The 13925-nt window shown below is 70.0% G+C and carries 13 protein-coding genes; 10 read left to right on the top strand and 3 right to left on the bottom strand.

What is annotated here, in order from left to right:
* Nucleotides 1-23 precede the first annotated feature (23 nt).
* Nucleotides 24-818, top strand: a complete 795-nt coding sequence (gene eutC, locus L3N39_RS05615) for an ethanolamine ammonia-lyase subunit EutC (protein ID WP_237256298.1) — start codon at nt 24-26, stop codon at nt 816-818.
* Here eutC and L3N39_RS05610 read toward each other — a convergent pair.
* The 3 genes from L3N39_RS05610 to L3N39_RS05600 all read right to left on the bottom strand — a co-directional run bounded on the left by L3N39_RS05610 (nt 815) and on the right by L3N39_RS05600 (nt 3429).
* Nucleotides 815-2392, bottom strand: a complete 1578-nt coding sequence (locus tag L3N39_RS05610; RefSeq protein ID WP_237256297.1) for an alkaline phosphatase D family protein — start codon at nt 2390-2392, stop codon at nt 815-817. The two genes, eutC and L3N39_RS05610, sit on opposite strands and share 4 nt — an antisense overlap.
* An 81-nt stretch (nt 2393-2473) precedes the next feature.
* A complete protein-coding gene (locus tag L3N39_RS05605; protein WP_237256296.1) occupies nt 2474-2902 on the bottom strand; it encodes a RidA family protein in 429 nt (142 codons plus the stop codon).
* A complete protein-coding gene (locus L3N39_RS05600) occupies nt 2899-3429 on the bottom strand; it encodes a carboxymuconolactone decarboxylase family protein (protein WP_237256295.1) in 531 nt (176 codons plus the stop codon). Before L3N39_RS05600 ends, L3N39_RS05605 begins: the two co-directional genes overlap by 4 nt.
* Nucleotides 3430-3565: 136 nt before the next feature.
* On the opposite strand from L3N39_RS05600, the gene sigJ reads away from it, so the two are divergent.
* The 9 genes from sigJ (at nt 3566) to dxs (ending at nt 13604) form a co-directional block, all read left to right on the top strand.
* Nucleotides 3566-4444, top strand: a complete 879-nt coding sequence (sigJ, locus tag L3N39_RS05595; protein ID WP_237256294.1) for an RNA polymerase sigma factor SigJ — start codon at nt 3566-3568, stop codon at nt 4442-4444.
* Nucleotides 4445-4509: 65 nt separating this feature from the next.
* Nucleotides 4510-5322 (top strand): M90 family metallopeptidase, encoded by an 813-nt coding sequence (locus tag L3N39_RS05590; RefSeq protein WP_237256293.1) that lies wholly within the window; start codon nt 4510-4512, stop codon nt 5320-5322.
* Nucleotides 5323-5430: 108 nt separating this feature from the next.
* Complete coding sequence (ppa, locus tag L3N39_RS05585) at nt 5431-5958, top strand: inorganic diphosphatase (RefSeq protein WP_063541497.1); 528 nt, start codon at nt 5431-5433, stop codon at nt 5956-5958.
* Nucleotides 5959-6198: 240 nt separating this feature from the next.
* Nucleotides 6199-7146, top strand: coding sequence for an ABC transporter substrate-binding protein (locus L3N39_RS05580; protein WP_237256292.1), 948 nt, complete (start codon nt 6199-6201; stop codon nt 7144-7146).
* The gene (locus L3N39_RS05575) at nt 7140-9536 is read left to right on the top strand and encodes a putative bifunctional diguanylate cyclase/phosphodiesterase (protein ID WP_237256291.1); all 2397 of its coding nucleotides are present in this window, start codon (nt 7140-7142) and stop codon (nt 9534-9536) included. Before L3N39_RS05580 ends, L3N39_RS05575 begins: the two co-directional genes overlap by 7 nt.
* A 78-nt stretch (nt 9537-9614) precedes the next feature.
* A complete protein-coding gene (locus L3N39_RS05570) occupies nt 9615-10385 on the top strand; it encodes a sulfite exporter TauE/SafE family protein (RefSeq protein ID WP_237256290.1) in 771 nt (256 codons plus the stop codon).
* A 74-nt stretch (nt 10386-10459) separates the two neighbouring features.
* Nucleotides 10460-10702 carry an exodeoxyribonuclease VII small subunit gene (locus tag L3N39_RS05565; RefSeq protein ID WP_237256289.1) on the top strand — a complete coding sequence of 81 codons (243 nt, stop codon included), beginning with the start codon at nt 10460-10462 and terminating at the stop codon, nt 10700-10702.
* Nucleotides 10699-11586 carry a (2E,6E)-farnesyl diphosphate synthase gene (gene ispA, locus L3N39_RS05560; RefSeq protein WP_237256288.1) on the top strand — a complete coding sequence of 296 codons (888 nt, stop codon included), beginning with the start codon at nt 10699-10701 and terminating at the stop codon, nt 11584-11586. The genes L3N39_RS05565 and ispA overlap by 4 nt, the downstream gene beginning before the upstream one ends.
* Nucleotides 11587-11705: 119 nt before the next feature.
* Complete coding sequence (gene dxs / locus L3N39_RS05555; protein ID WP_237256287.1) at nt 11706-13604, top strand: 1-deoxy-D-xylulose-5-phosphate synthase; 1899 nt, start codon at nt 11706-11708, stop codon at nt 13602-13604.
* The last annotated feature ends 321 nt before the right edge of the window (nt 13605-13925 follow it).

The following is a 13925-nucleotide window of genomic DNA, read 5'->3' as shown; positions in this document are numbered from 1 at the left end:
GACCGCCACGCGCCGAGGTAGCCATGCCCGACCGCTCACCCACCATCGACAACCCCTGGCAGCACCTGCGCCAGCTGACCCCAGCGCGCATCGCCCTTGGCCGTGCCGGCACCAGCCTGCCGACGGTGGCGCAACTGGATTTCCAGTTCGCCCACGCGCAGGCCCGTGATGCCGTGCACCTGCCGCTGGACTGCGCCGCGCTGGCTGCCGAACTGGAAAAGCATGACCTCAGCCATCTGCACCTGCGCAGCGCCGCCAGCGACCGACAGATCTACCTGCAGCGTCCCGACCTCGGTCGGCGTCTCGACGAAGCCAGCGCCGCCACGCTCGACGATCAGGCCGGTGACGGCTGCGACCTGGCGCTGGTGATCGCCGACGGCCTCTCGGCCCTGGCCGTGCAGCGTCATGCGGCACCGATGGCCTTGAAGATCGCCGAACAATGCCAGGCCGAAGGCTGGTCCCTCGGCCCCGTCGCGCTGGTGGAACAGGGCCGCGTGGCGGTGGCCGACGAGATCGGCCAGCGCCTCAAGGCGCGCATGGTGGTGATCCTGCTCGGGGAGCGACCGGGCCTCAGCTCGCCGGACAGCCTGGGCCTTTACTTCACCTGGGCGCCGCAGGTCGGCCGGCACGATGCGCAGCGCAACTGCATTTCCAACATTCGCCCCGAGGGGCTGAGCTACAACCTGGCCGCGCACCGCCTGCTCTACCTGATGCGCGAAGCCAGCCGCCGGCAGCTCTCCGGCGTACAGCTCAAGGATGAAGCCGACGTGCCGGCGCTGGACGGTCAGCCCCGCGCCGGCAACTTCCTGCTCGGCTAGCCGGCATCAGGCTGCCAGGGCTCCAGCGTCTGGCTGTAGACCACCGTTCCGTCGATGTCGCGCAGGCTCACGCCCAGCACACCGCTCTGCGCGTCGATCTCCACCTCGCCGAAAAACTGGAAGCCCGCCCGCGGCGAGCTGTTCGCCACCGGCGCAGCCTTCTGGAACACCACTTCCGGGCCGAAGGTGCCGTCCAGCGGATTCGGCCCGAAGCTGCCGGCGTTCAAGGGACCGGCGACGAACTCCCAGAACGGCTCGAACTGCTGGAAAGCGGCGCGGTTGGGGTGGTAGTGGTGCGCGGCGCAATAGTGCACATCGGCGGTCAGCCAGACGGTGTTGCGCACCCGCGCACGCTGGATGAAGGCGAGAAGCTCGGCGATTTCCAGCTCGCGACCGAGCGCCTGACCGTCGTCACCGTTGGCGATCGCCTCCCAGCGACGCATGCCCTGGGCATCCACGCCGTCCGGCACATGCAGGCCGATGGGCATGTCGGCGGCGATCACTTTCCAGGTCGCCCGCGAGGCGCGCAGCTCGCGCTTGAGCCAGCGCAACTGATCACGGCCGAGAAACGCCGTCTGCGCGCCCTGCTCGCTCTGCAGGTTATCGGTGTTCGGCCCGCGGTAGCTGCGCATGTCCAGCACGAATACGTCCAGCAACGGCCCGTAGCTGACCTTGCGATAGATGCGCCCGAGCTTGTCGCCGCGGGCCACGCGCATCGGCGCGTATTCCAGGTAGGCCTGGCGCGCACGGCGGACCAGGGTGTCGATGTCGCGAACCTGCCGGTAGCGGTCGTCCAGCTCCTTGCTCGGCGACCAGTTGTTGGTCACCTCGTGATCGTCCCACTGCCAGATCTGCGGCACCTCGGCATTGAACGCCCGCAGGTTCTCGTCCAGCAGGTTGTAGCGGTAGTTGCCGCGAAACTCGTCGAGCGTCTCGGCAACCTTGCTCTTCTCTTCGGTGACCAGGTTGCGCCAGATGCTGCCGTCCTCGGCGGTCACTTCGGCGGGAATCGGCCCGTCGGCATAGATCACGTCGCCGCTGTGCAGGAAGAAGTCCGGCCGGCGCATGCGCATGCTTTCGTAGATGCGCATGCCGCCGAAGTCCGGGTTGATGCCGTAGCCCTGGCCGCAGGTATCGCCACCCCAGACGAAACGGATATTGCGCGGACGCGTCGGTGCGCTGCGCAGGTGGCCGAACCAGGGCTCGCTGAGCACGCCGCTCTGGGCATCCTCGAAACGCGCGCGGTAGAAGATCGACTGATCCGCCGGCAGCCCGCGCAGGTCCACGCGGGCGGTGAAGTCCTGGCCGGCATCGGTTACGGAGGACAGCATGCGCCGCGGGTTGCCGAAGCGGCTGCGCGTATCCCACTCGACGATCAGCCGGCCGGGGCGGTCGCAGCGGCTCCAGACCAGCGCGCGATCGTCCGTCACGTCGCCGGACTGCACGCCGTCAGGCATCTGCGGGCGCGCCCGCGGCGCGGCGATGATGGCGGGCGCGACGCCCAGGGCCGGCAGGGCGAGGCCGGCGCCGATGCCCTGCAGCAGCAGGCGGCGGGTGTGGTCCGGTGCGGTCATGACGGGTCTCCATGCGGGTGGGTGTGTTCCGGTCTACCCACCGCGCTTGACAGTCCCGTGACGCGCCGACCGGCGGCACGCCTATTCGGCGGTCAGCACCAGCACGGCCTCGATCTCGAACAGCATGCCGTCGAGCGCCAGGCGCGGCACCGGGATCAGCGTGCAGGCCGGTTTCGGCCCCGGCCCCAGCGCGCGCGCCAGCTCCTCGCCGAACACCTGCAGGCGCGCCTCGCTGTGCTCGACGACCAGCACGCCGAGCCTGGCGATCTGCTGCGGCGTGCCGCCCGCCGCCTCGATGGCGATACACAGGTTGCCCAGCGCCTGGCGCACCTGCTCACGGAAATCGCCAGGCAGGCTGCCATCGGCGGTCTCGCCACCCTGCCCGGCGATAAAGGCCAGCCGCGTGCCGGCCGGCACGATCGCCACGTGCGAGTAGCCGTTGGGCGCCGGGTCGTACAGCCCCGGCGGGTTGATCAGGCGCAGCGCGCTGCGCTCGGTTGCTTCGCTCATACCGCGTTCCTTTCGCTGGCGGGACGTAGATCGGCGAAGCGCTCCAGTGCGCGCTTCATCGCGCCGGCGAGGTCGCCCGGCCGGTAGTCGCCCGGCTCGCGGCCGAAGGCCACGCTCAGGCGGTTCCAGCTGTTGATGGTGATGATGGCGAAGGTCAGCCGGGTGATCGCCCGGGGCGAGTAATGCGCGGCCAGCTCACCGTAGCAGCGGTCCAGGGTTTCGCCGTCGGCCAGCCGGGTGAGCGCCTCGGTCCAGGCCAGCGCCGCGCGTTCGGCCGGGCTGTAGACACTGGTTTCGCGCCAGGCCGGCAGCAGCAGCACGCGCGGCAGCGGCGTTTCCAGCGCCAGCAGGTCCTTGCTGTGCATGTCGATGCAGTAGGCGCAGCCGTTGAGCTGCGAGGCGCGCAGCTCGATCAGCGAGAGCAGCTGTGGATCGAGGTCGGACGCGTGCAGGTAGCCGCTGATGGCGGTCAGCGCCTGCAGCGGCAGGGCGTCGGCGTGCTGGTAGTAGTCGAGGCGAAGGGGCATGGCGGGCTCCGGTCGGGTTGTCGGAATTGACCCAGCCAGGACGCCATTGGAGATCGACTTGTGACAGCGGCCTGCGCCTGTCACAGCGACACGCGCCGCTCCGTCCATACTGGACGGACCATCATGAGGAACCGACGTGCAGGACAAGACCGATTTCTTCCAGGCGCTGCACCCCAGGCTGTTCGGCCTGGGCTACCGGCTGCTCGGCAGCCGCGCCGACGCCGAGGACCTGCTGCAGGACGCCTGGTTCAAGTGGAGCGGCGCCGACCACGCGGCGATCCGCGATGCCGAGGCCTGGCTGGTGACGGTGGTGACGCGCCTGGGCATCGACCAGCTGCGCCAGCGCCGCGCCCGCCGCGAGGAGTACCTCGGCCCCTGGCTGCCCGAGCCGCTGCTCGGCCTGGCCGAGCACGAGGGCGAGCGCCTGGCCGAGCTCGGCGCGGACATTTCCATGGCCTTCATGGTGGCGCTCGAACGCCTCGGTGCCGAGGAACGCGCCGCCCTGCTCTTGCGCGACGTGCTCGAACGCTCCTACGACGAGATCGCCACGACCCTGGGCAAGAGCGCGGTGGCCTGCCGGCAGATCATCAGCCGCGCGCGCCGGCGGGTGCGCGAGGAGCGGCCACGCTTCGTCGTCGATGACGCGGCGCACCGGCGGCTGGTCGAGCGGTTCGCCGCGACATTGCTCGACCCCGACGGCGATGCCTTTGCCGAACTGCTGGCCGAGGACGTGAGCTGGACCGCCGACGGCGGCGGCCAGGCCACCGCGGCGTCGAAGGTCGTGCAGGGCTCGCGCGCCGCCACGCGGCTGGCAACCGGCATCGCCCGCCGCGCCGACGGCCAGCTGCACACCCGCGTCGCCTGGATCAACGGCGAACCCGGCGTGCTGGTGCTGCACGGCGAGCACCTGCACGCGGCGATGGCGCTGGTCAGCGACGGCCAGCGCATCCACCGGATCTACTCGGTGGTCAATCCGCACAAGCTGCTCCAGGCCCCGCCCGGCGCGCCGCGCTGACGCACCTTGCCGCGCCCTGCCGGCCCGCTTAAGGTGAGCGCCCCGCCCCGCTGGAAGCCTCAGCCATGTGGTCCATTCGCGCCTGGCAGCGCAAGCGCATCCTCGCCCGTCATCCGATCACGCCCGAGCAATGGCAGCGGGTGCTCGACAGCCTGCCGATCCTCGACGGCCTCGGCGATGACGAACTCGCCCGCCTGCGCGAGCGCGCCGTGCTGTTCCTGCACGACAAGCGCCTGACCGCCCTGCCGGGTGTCGAGCTGCACGCCGAGGATCGCCTGCGCCTGGCGCTGCAGGCGCAGCTGCCGCTGCTGCACCTGGCCGAGCTCGGCTGGTACCGCGGCTTCCACGAGATCGTCATCTACCCCGACGATTTTCTCAGCCCACAGAAGCACCGCGATGCCGCCGGCATCGAGCACGAATGGGACGCCGAGCACAGCGGCGAGGCCTGGCTGCAGGGCCCGGTGATCCTCGCCTGGCCCGGCGTGCAGGAAAGCGGCGGCTGGGAGGCCTACAACCTGGTGATCCACGAGCTGGCGCACAAGCTGGACATGCTCAATGGCGACGCCAACGGCCTGCCGCCGCTGCACCGGCAGATGCGCATCGACGCCTGGGCGGTGGCCATGCAGCAGGCCTACGACCAGCTCAACGCCACCCTCGACGCAGACCCGGACGCCGAGACGCCAATCGATCCCTACGCCGCGGAAAACCCTGCGGAATTCTTTGCCGTCACCAGCGAATACTTCTTCAGCGCGCCAGACCTGCTGCACGCCGCCTTCCCCGAGGTCTACGCGCAACTGGCGGCGTTCTATCGGCAGGACCCGCTCAGCCGGCTGCAGCGCCTGCAGGCCGAACATCCCGCCTACCGGGAACCTGCCTGAGCCGGGCGCGTCGAAGCCGGCGTGCATTGCCCGGCGCGATGCGCCTATAATCGCGCCCACTTTTTACGCCCCCCAGGCCGCGCTGGCCGATCACGGAGCCTTTCCTTCATGAGCTACAGCAAAGTCCCGGCCGGCAAAGACCTGCCGAACGACATCTACGTCGCCATCGAGATCCCGGCCAACCATGCGCCGATCAAGTACGAGATCGATCACGACACCGACTGCCTGTTCGTCGACCGCTTCATGGCCACCCCGATGTTCTACCCGGCCAACTACGGTTTCATCCCGCACACCCTGGCCGATGACGGCGACCCCCTCGACGTGCTGGTGGTGACCCCTTATCCGGTCGCCCCGGGCTCGGTCATCCGCTGCCGCCCGGTCGGCGTACTGAACATGACCGACGAAGCCGGCGGTGACGCCAAGCTGATCGCCGTCCCGCACGACAAGCTGACCCAGCTGTACAAGGACGTGAAGGAATACACCGACCTGCCACCGCTGCTGATCGAGCAGATCAAGCACTTCTTCGAGAACTACAAGGATCTCGAGAAGGGCAAGTGGGTCAAGGTCGAAGGCTGGGAAGGCGCCGACGCCGCCCGCGCCGCAATCACCAAGGCGGTTGCGGCTTACCAGAAGTAAGCCAACGCCACCCCCTGAAAGCCGGCCACAAGCCGGCTTTTTTATTGCCTGCGGTTTTCACTTCCCCGGCACCCCGCAGGCAGGACAGAGCGGCCGCCGGCAGCGCCAGTCCGGCCCGGCTGCGCGGCTCGCCGTTACGCCAGCCCCCCTTGCACAGATCGAATACCCCCATACCTTGAAAGGATTCCATCGCTGCCTGACTCCAGCTATGGTGGCAATACACCACCATGGAGTCACGCGATGACCCGTGCGTTTCCGTTTCTCCTGCTGAGCCTGCTGCTCGGCCTGGCCGGCTGCGAACCCGCCCCCGACGACCTGCGCATCGGCAGCAATCGTTGGCTGGGCTACGGGCCGCTGTACCTGGCCGACGACCTGGGCTGGACCGCGCCAAGCCGCGTGCGGCTGGTCGAATACCCCAACTCCACCGGGGTGCTGCGCGGCTTTCGCAACGGCCTGCTGGACGGCGCCATGCTGACCCTCGACGAACTGCTGGTGCTGCAGAGCCACAGCCCCGAGCTGGACCTGGAAATCCTCCTGGTCGCCAATGTCTCGGCCGGCGCCGACGTGCTCTACGCGCGCCAGCCGATCGCCACGCTGAGCGAACTCAGGGGCCACCGGGTCGGCGTCGAGAACACCGCGCTGGGCGCCTTCCTGCTGTCGCGCATCCTCGACCACGCCGGGCTGCGCTTCGACGACATCGAGGTGGTCAGCCTGCAGGTCCACGAACACCTGCAGGCCTTTCGCAGCGACCAGGTCGATGCACTGGTCAGCTTCGCCTCCGAAGGCCCGGCGCTGGAGCGGCTTGGCGCGCGGCGCATCTTCGACAGCCGCCTGCTGCCGGACGAGATCGTCGACGTGCTGGTAGTCGATCGCCGCCGCGTCGGCCTCGAGCAGCGCCAGCACCTGGCCGCGCTCTGGTACACCACGCTGCGCACCTGGCAGGACAACCGCGAGCAGACCGACCCGCGCCTGGAGAAGCGCCTGGGCCTCAGCACCGAAGCGCTGCAGGTGACCCTCGGCGGGCTGGTGATGGGCGATACCTCGCTCAACCACCACTGGCGCAGCGAAGGCCGCCTGCAGCAAGGCGTCCGCCGGCTGGCGCGCTACCTGGCCGAGCACCAGCTGCTGGGCAGCGCCAGCCGCCCGGATGCGCTGCTCGCCCAGTGCACCTGGAAAGCCGCATGCTGACCCACCTATCGCTGCGCCGGTCGCTGCCGCTGCTGCTCGGCCTGTTCGGCCTGGCCTTCACCCTGCTGCTCAGCGCCTGGCACCTGCCCTGGCGCACCGCACAGACCCTGCAGGACTGGCGCGACCATACCCTGCAGCATCTGGCCTTGCTGCAGAGCAGTCTGAGCGACCACCGCCGCTATGGCCGCCTCGCCGAGATGGAGACCGAACTGGCCGACCTGGCCAGCCTGGAAGGCGTGCGCTGGGCGATGGTCATCGACCAGCAGCTGGGCATCATCGCCGCCACCCGGCTGGGGCTGAATCCCGAGGCGCTGACCGCCATCGGCCCCGGCGAGCTGGCCGAGCACGTCGCCGGCGGGCGTTCCGCCTGGATCGGCAGCGACGGCAGCGAGCAGCTGGCGATCTATCCGCTGGTGCACGTCACCGAGGACGGCCGCCCCCTGCGCGAGGCCCTGCTGGTGGCCTTCGACATCGGCCCGGTGCTCTGGCAGACCGAGCGCGACGCCTGGCTCTACCTGGCGCAGACGCTGACCCTGCTGCTGTTGCTCGGCCTGTTGCTGCAGGCGCTCTACCAATGGCTGATCACCAACCGCCTGGCGCGCATCGATCGCGCCGCGCGGGCCTTCGTCCTCGACCAGCAGCCGCAGCCGCCGGCGGTCAGCGGCAGCGACGAGATCGGCCACCTGGCCGACACCTTCAGCCGCATGATGCAGCAGCTGCACAACCGCCAGCTGGCGCTGCGCCAGAGTGAACAGCTGTTGCGCGAGCTGATCGACAACGCCCCGGTGGGCATGCTGGTGGTCGACGAGCAATGGCGCGTGCTGCAGGCCAATCCGGCAGCGGCCACCCTGTTCGGCTGCGCGCCGCACGAGCTGCTCGGCCAGCGCCCCGAGGAGCGCCTGTTGGAGCATGACGCCAGCGAGCGCCTGCTGCGCCTGCCGCCCAACACGCCGCTGCAGATGACCGGCCGCCGCGGCGAGGCGCAGGTGCCGCTGGAAATCACCTGCACGCCCTTCGAGCGCCACGGCCAGCGCCTGTACCTGGCGCTGCTGCGCGACATCGGCGACCGCCTGCGCGCCGAGCAGCGGCTGCGCTTCCTCGCCCACTTCGACCCGCTGACGCACCTGGCCAACCGCCACCACGTCGTGCAGACCCTGGAGCAGCTGCTCGCCGCGCGCACGCCGCTGAGCCTGCTGTTCCTCGACCTGGACCACTTCAAGCGCATCAACGACGCCCTCGGCCACGAGACCGGCGACCGCCTGCTGGCCTACACCGGCGACCGCCTGCGCAGCCTGGTGCCGGGCAACGCGCTGCTGGCGCGCACCGGCGGCGACGAGTTCATGGTCCTGCTCGAGGGCGCCGACGCCGAGGCGGCGCTGGCCACCGCCGAAGGCATCCTCGAGGGCTTCCGCCCGCCGATCCAGGTCGGCCAGTACGAGTGCTACGTCAGCCCGAGCATCGGCATCACCAGCAGCGATGGCCGCACCGCCGTCGGCGACCTGCTCAAGCAGGTCGACCTGGCGCTCTATGCGGCCAAGGCCGCGGGGCGCAACTGCACCGCGACCTACAGCGCCGAACTCAGTGCCGCGGCCGAGCGCCGCCGCCAGCTGGAACAGGCGCTGCGCCGCGCCCTGGACCGCGACGAGTTCGTCCTGCACTACCAGCCGCAGGTCGACGCCCAGGGCCAGCCGCGGGTCATGGAGGCGCTGCTGCGCTGGAATTCGCCGGAACGCGGCCTGGTGCCGCCGGGCGAGTTCATTCCGCTCCTGGAGGACAGCGGCCTGATCATCGAGGCGACCCGCTGGGTGTTCCGCCAGGCTTGCCGCCAGGCCCGGCAATGGGCCGAGCGCGGCGCGCAGCTGAGCATCGCGGTGAACCTCTCGCCCCTGGACTTCCGCCAGGCCGACCTCGCCGGCAGCCTGCTCGGCATCCTCGCCGAGGAAGGCACCGAGCCGTGCCTGCTGGAGCTGGAGATCACCGAAAGCGCCCTGCTCGAGGCCGACGAGCATGTCCAGCAGACCCTGGCACGGCTCAAGGCCGCCGGCCTGCCGCTGCTGCTCGACGACTTCGGCACCGGCTACGCCTCGCTCACCTACCTGCAGCGCTTTCCCTTCGACGGCATCAAGATCGACCGCAGCTTCGTCGCCGGCCTGCCGGACAGCGAGCACTCGGTGGCGCTGGTGCGCGGCATCCTCACCATGGCCAGCCACCTCGGCCTGCAGGTGGTCGCCGAGGGCGTGGAGAACGAGCGCCAGGCGGCCTTCCTGCGCCTGAACAACTGCCACAGCCTGCAGGGCTACTACTACGCGCCGCCGCTGCCGGCAGCCCAGTGCCGGCTCGAGGCCGCCGGCCATGCCGTGCCCAGCCGCCCGCAGCCGGTCGATGGCTGAAGCCGCGGCCCGCGGCACCCGGCTGGTGCAAAGCGGGCGGCTTGGCTAACCTGCGGCCTTTTGCCACCGAGCCCGACCATGCCCCTGCTCGACATCCTGCTGCTGATCGCTGCCGGCTTCGCCGCCGGCGCCATGAATGCCCTGGCCGGCGGCGGCACCTTCTTCTCCTTCCCCGCGCTGCTGGCCACCGGCCTCGCACCGGTGACCGCCAATGCCACCAATGCCGTGGCGCTCTGGCCGGCCAGCCTGGCCGCCGCCTGGGCGGCCCGCGCCAGCCTGCGCCCGCTGGGCCGCTACCTGCTGCCGCTGTTGCTCGCCGGACTGGCCGGCGGCCTGCTCGGCGGCCTGCTGCTGCTCGCTGGCGGCGACGCGGTGTTCAGCCTGCTGATTCCCTGGCTGCTGCTGGCCGCCACCGCGCTGTTCGCTGCCAGCCCCTGGCTCAGCCGGTGGCTGGCCGCGCGGCGCAAGGAGCCGCGCGAGGTGCCGCCGCACTCGCCCGGCTCACTCGGCGCGCATGGGCTGGTGGCGGTCTACGGCGGCTATTTCGGCGCCGGCATGGGCATCCTGCAGCTGGCCGCCTTCTCCATCGAGGGGCATGCGCTGGTGCGCGCCAATGCGCTGAAGAACCTCATCTCGGCGGTGATCTACAGCGTTGCCAGCCTGACCTTCATCATCGCCGGGCGGGTCAGCTGGGCCGAGCTGGCCATCGTGCTGTGCGGCGCCACCCTCGGCGGCTATGCCGGCGGCGCGCTGAGCCAGCGCCTGCCGACGCGCTGGCTGCGGGCGCTGGTGATCGTCGTCGGCAGCGGCATGACGCTGTACTACTTCGCCAGGACCTACCTGGCCTGAACCGGTAGCTGCGCCGGGCGCTTCTTTGTTAATGTCGCGCCCGATTCCCGCCCGTCGCCCGCACAGGTCCTGCCATGGCCCGCAAGAAAGCCGCCCTCGATTTCGAACAATCCCTCGCCGAACTGCAGCAGCTGGTCGAGCGCCTGGAAAGCGGCGAGCTGTCGCTGGAGGACTCGCTGACCTGCTTCGAACAGGGCATCGGCCTGACCCGCGACTGCCAGGCTGCGCTCAGCCAGGCCGAGCAGAAGGTGCAGATCCTGCTCGAGCGCGACGGCCAGCTGCAGTCGGCACCCTTCCAGACGGACGAAGACGCATGATCCGCGCGTACCAGCAGGCCTGCCAGCAGCGCGTCGACGACTGTCTCCTGGCGCTGTTCAGTGCCCCGCTGCCGCAGCTCGAGCGGCTCTACCAGGCGATGCGCTACAGCGTGATGAACGGCGGCAAGCGGGTGCGCCCGCTGCTGGCCTACGCCGCCTGCGAAGCGCTCGGCGGCGAGAAGGCCCAGGCCGATGGCGCCGCCTGTGCGGTCGAACTGATCCACGCCTACTCGCTGGTGCACGACGACCTGCCGGCGATGGACGACGACGACCTGCGCCGCGGCCAGCCGACCACCCACAAGGCCTTCGACGAGGCCTGCGCGATCCTCGCCGGCGACGGCCTGCAAAGCCTGGCGTTCGAAGTGCTGGCCAGCCCCTCGCACAACCCGGCCGACGCCACCCTGCGCCTGGAGATGTTCAGCGTGCTGGCGCGCGCCGCGGGACCGGCCGGGATGGTCGGCGGCCAGGCCATCGACCTCGGCTCGGTCGGCCGCAAGCTCGACCGCTCCGCGCTGGAACTGATGCACCGGCACAAGACCGGCGCGCTGATCGAGGCCAGCGTGCGCCTCGGCGCCCTGGCCAGCGGCCGCGCCGACAGCGACAGCCTGGCGGCCCTGGAGCGCTACGCGCAGGCCATCGGCCTGGCCTTCCAGGTGCAGGACGACATCCTCGACGTGGAGAGCGACACCGCGACGCTCGGCAAGACCCAGGGCGCCGACATCGCCCGCGACAAGCCCACCTATCCCGCCCTGCTCGGCCTCGACGCGGCCAAGGCCTATGCCCTGGAGCTGCGCGACCTGGCCCTGCACGCGCTGCGCCCGTTCGACGAGGCGGCCGAACCGCTGCGCGAGCTGGCCCGCTACATCGTCGAGCGGCGCAGCTAGCCCGCCGCAGCCGGCCGGCCGCGGCACCCCGCGCGGCGGCGGCCGATGGCGGCCGTTCTTATCGTGCGGACCATCGGTTAAACTGCCGCTCTTTTTTCAGCCAGAACGATACCGTCCCGATGCCCAAGACGTTCCATGAGATTCCTCGGGTCCGCCCTGCGACGCCCGTGCTAGACCGCGCCGCCACCCCCGAGCAGCTCCGGCGTCTGGGCGAGGCCGAACTCGAGGAGCTGGCCAACGAGCTGCGCCAGGAACTGCTCTTCAGCGTCGGCCAGACCGGCGGGCACTTCGGTGCCGGGCTCGGCGTCATCGAGCTGACCATCGCCCTGCACTACGTCTACGACACCCCGGACGACCGCCTGGTCTGGGACGTCGGCCACCAGGCCTATCCACACAAGATCCTCACCGGGCGCCGCCAGCGCATGGCCAGCCTGCGCCAGAAGGACGGCCTGGCCGCCTTCCCGCGGCGCAGCGAGAGCGAGTACGACACCTTCGGCGTCGGCCATTCGAGCACTTCGATCAGCGCCGCGCTGGGCATGGCCATCGCCGCGCGCCTGAAGGGCGAGCAGCGCAAGTCGATCGCGGTGATCGGCGACGGCGCGCTGACCGCCGGCATGGCCTTCGAGGCGCTCAACCACGCCCCGGAAGTCGGCGCCAACATGCTGGTGGTGCTCAACGACAACGACATGTCGATCTCGCGCAACGTCGGCGGCATGTCCAACTACCTGGCCAAGATCCTCTCCAGCCGCACCTATTCGAGCATGCGCGAAGGCAGCAAGAAGATCCTCTCGCGCCTGCCCGGCGCCTGGGAGATCGCCCGTCGCACCGAGGAGTACGCCAAGGGCATGCTGGTGCCCGGCACGCTGTTCGAGGAACTGGGCTGGAACTACATCGGCCCCATCGACGGCCACGACCTGCCGACGCTGATCGCCACCCTGCGCAACATGCGCGACCTCGACGGCCCGCAGTTCCTCCATGTGGTAACGAAGAAGGGCAAGGGCTTCGCCCCGGCCGAGGCCGATCCGATCACCTGGCACGCGATCAGCAAGCTGGAGCCGGTCGGTGCGCCGGCCAAGCCGAAGAAACCCAGCGGGCCGAAGTACTCCAACGTGTTCGGCCAGTGGCTGTGCGACATGGCCGCCGCCGACCCGCGGCTGGCCGGCATCACCCCGGCGATGAAGGAAGGCTCGGACCTGGTCGCCTTCAGCGAACGCTATCCGGAGCGCTACTTCGACGTCGCCATCGCCGAGCAACACGCCGTGACCCTGGCCGCCGGCATGGCCTGCGATGGCCTGAAGCCGGTGGTGGCGATCTACTCGACCTTCCTGCAGCGCGCCTACGACCAGCTGATCCATGACGTCGCGGTGCAGAATCTCGACGTGCTGTTCGCCATCGACCGCGCCGGCCTGGTCGGCGAGGACGGCCCGACCCATGCCGGCAGTTTCGACCTCTCCTACCTGCGCTGCATCCCCGGCATGCTGGTGATGACGCCGAGCGACGAGAACGAGATGCGCCGCATGCTCACCACCGGCTACCACTTCGAAGGCCCGGCGGCGGTGCGCTACCCGCGCGGCAGCGGGCCCAACGCCAGCATCGAGCCGGGGCTCGAGCCGCTGGAGATCGGCAAGGCCGTGCTGCGCCGCCAAGGCAGCAAGGTGGCGCTGCTGGTATTCGGCGTGCAGCTGCCCGAGGCGCTGCAGGTCGGCGAGGCGCTGGACGCCACGGTGGTCGACATGCGCTTCGTCAAGCCGCTGGACGAAGCCCTGCTGCGCGAAGTCGCCGCCAGCCACGAGCTGCTGGTGACGGTCGAGGAGAACAGCATCATGGGCGGTGCCGGCAGCGCGGTAGCGGAGTTTCTCGCCGGCGAAGGCGTGCTGCGACCGATCCTGCACCTGGGCCTGCCGGACTACTACGTCGAACACGCCAAGCCCAGCGAAATGCTCGCCGAATGCGGCCTGGATGCCGCCGGCATCGAAGCGGCGGTGCGCAAGCGCCTGGCGGCACTCGGCAAAGCCTGACGTCGTTTTGGTGGATGGGTGAAGCGTCATCCACCCTACGTCTGACGCGGCCGTAGGGTGGAAAACTGCGAAGCAGTTTCCACCAGCCTCCGCCTCGACCATCTCCTCCGCGCATTCAGCGCAACATCAGCCGCGTAGCGGGCGGGCTTCGGCCCACCGACTGCACGGGCAAGGCATGGGGGCTGCTGGGCTAAAGCCCACCCTAGGGTACTGTGGGCGCGGCCTTCGCCGCGAAGCTGTACATGGCCCGTTCGCGGTCAAGACCGCTCCCACAAGGGCATTCGTGGTCAAGACCGCTCCCACGGCCGTCGGACCCGTTCA

It is taken from the genome of Pseudomonas oligotrophica (genome assembly GCF_021726475.1).
In the GTDB taxonomy this organism is placed as follows: Bacteria; Pseudomonadota; Gammaproteobacteria; order Pseudomonadales; family Pseudomonadaceae; genus Stutzerimonas; species Stutzerimonas oligotrophica.
This window is presented reverse-complemented; position numbering and strand designations above follow the sequence as displayed.

Coding starts and splice junctions, on each gene's coding strand:
- ppa (WP_063541497.1), top strand. CDS start 5,431: ATGAGCTACAGCAAAGTCCCGGCCGGCAAAGACCTGCCGAACGACATC.
- eutC (WP_237256298.1), top strand. CDS start 24: ATGCCCGACCGCTCACCCACCATCGACAACCCCTGGCAGCACCTGCGC.
- L3N39_RS05590 (WP_237256293.1), top strand. CDS start 4,510: ATGTGGTCCATTCGCGCCTGGCAGCGCAAGCGCATCCTCGCCCGTCAT.
- L3N39_RS05600 (WP_237256295.1), bottom strand. CDS start 3,429: ATGCCCCTTCGCCTCGACTACTACCAGCACGCCGACGCCCTGCCGCTG.
- L3N39_RS05570 (WP_237256290.1), top strand. CDS start 9,615: ATGCCCCTGCTCGACATCCTGCTGCTGATCGCTGCCGGCTTCGCCGCC.
- L3N39_RS05605 (WP_237256296.1), bottom strand. CDS start 2,902: ATGAGCGAAGCAACCGAGCGCAGCGCGCTGCGCCTGATCAACCCGCCG.
- L3N39_RS05575 (WP_237256291.1), top strand. CDS start 7,140: ATGCTGACCCACCTATCGCTGCGCCGGTCGCTGCCGCTGCTGCTCGGC.
- L3N39_RS05610 (WP_237256297.1), bottom strand. CDS start 2,392: ATGACCGCACCGGACCACACCCGCCGCCTGCTGCTGCAGGGCATCGGC.
- ispA (WP_237256288.1), top strand. CDS start 10,699: ATGATCCGCGCGTACCAGCAGGCCTGCCAGCAGCGCGTCGACGACTGT.
- dxs (WP_237256287.1), top strand. CDS start 11,706: ATGCCCAAGACGTTCCATGAGATTCCTCGGGTCCGCCCTGCGACGCCC.
- L3N39_RS05580 (WP_237256292.1), top strand. CDS start 6,199: ATGACCCGTGCGTTTCCGTTTCTCCTGCTGAGCCTGCTGCTCGGCCTG.
- L3N39_RS05565 (WP_237256289.1), top strand. CDS start 10,460: ATGGCCCGCAAGAAAGCCGCCCTCGATTTCGAACAATCCCTCGCCGAA.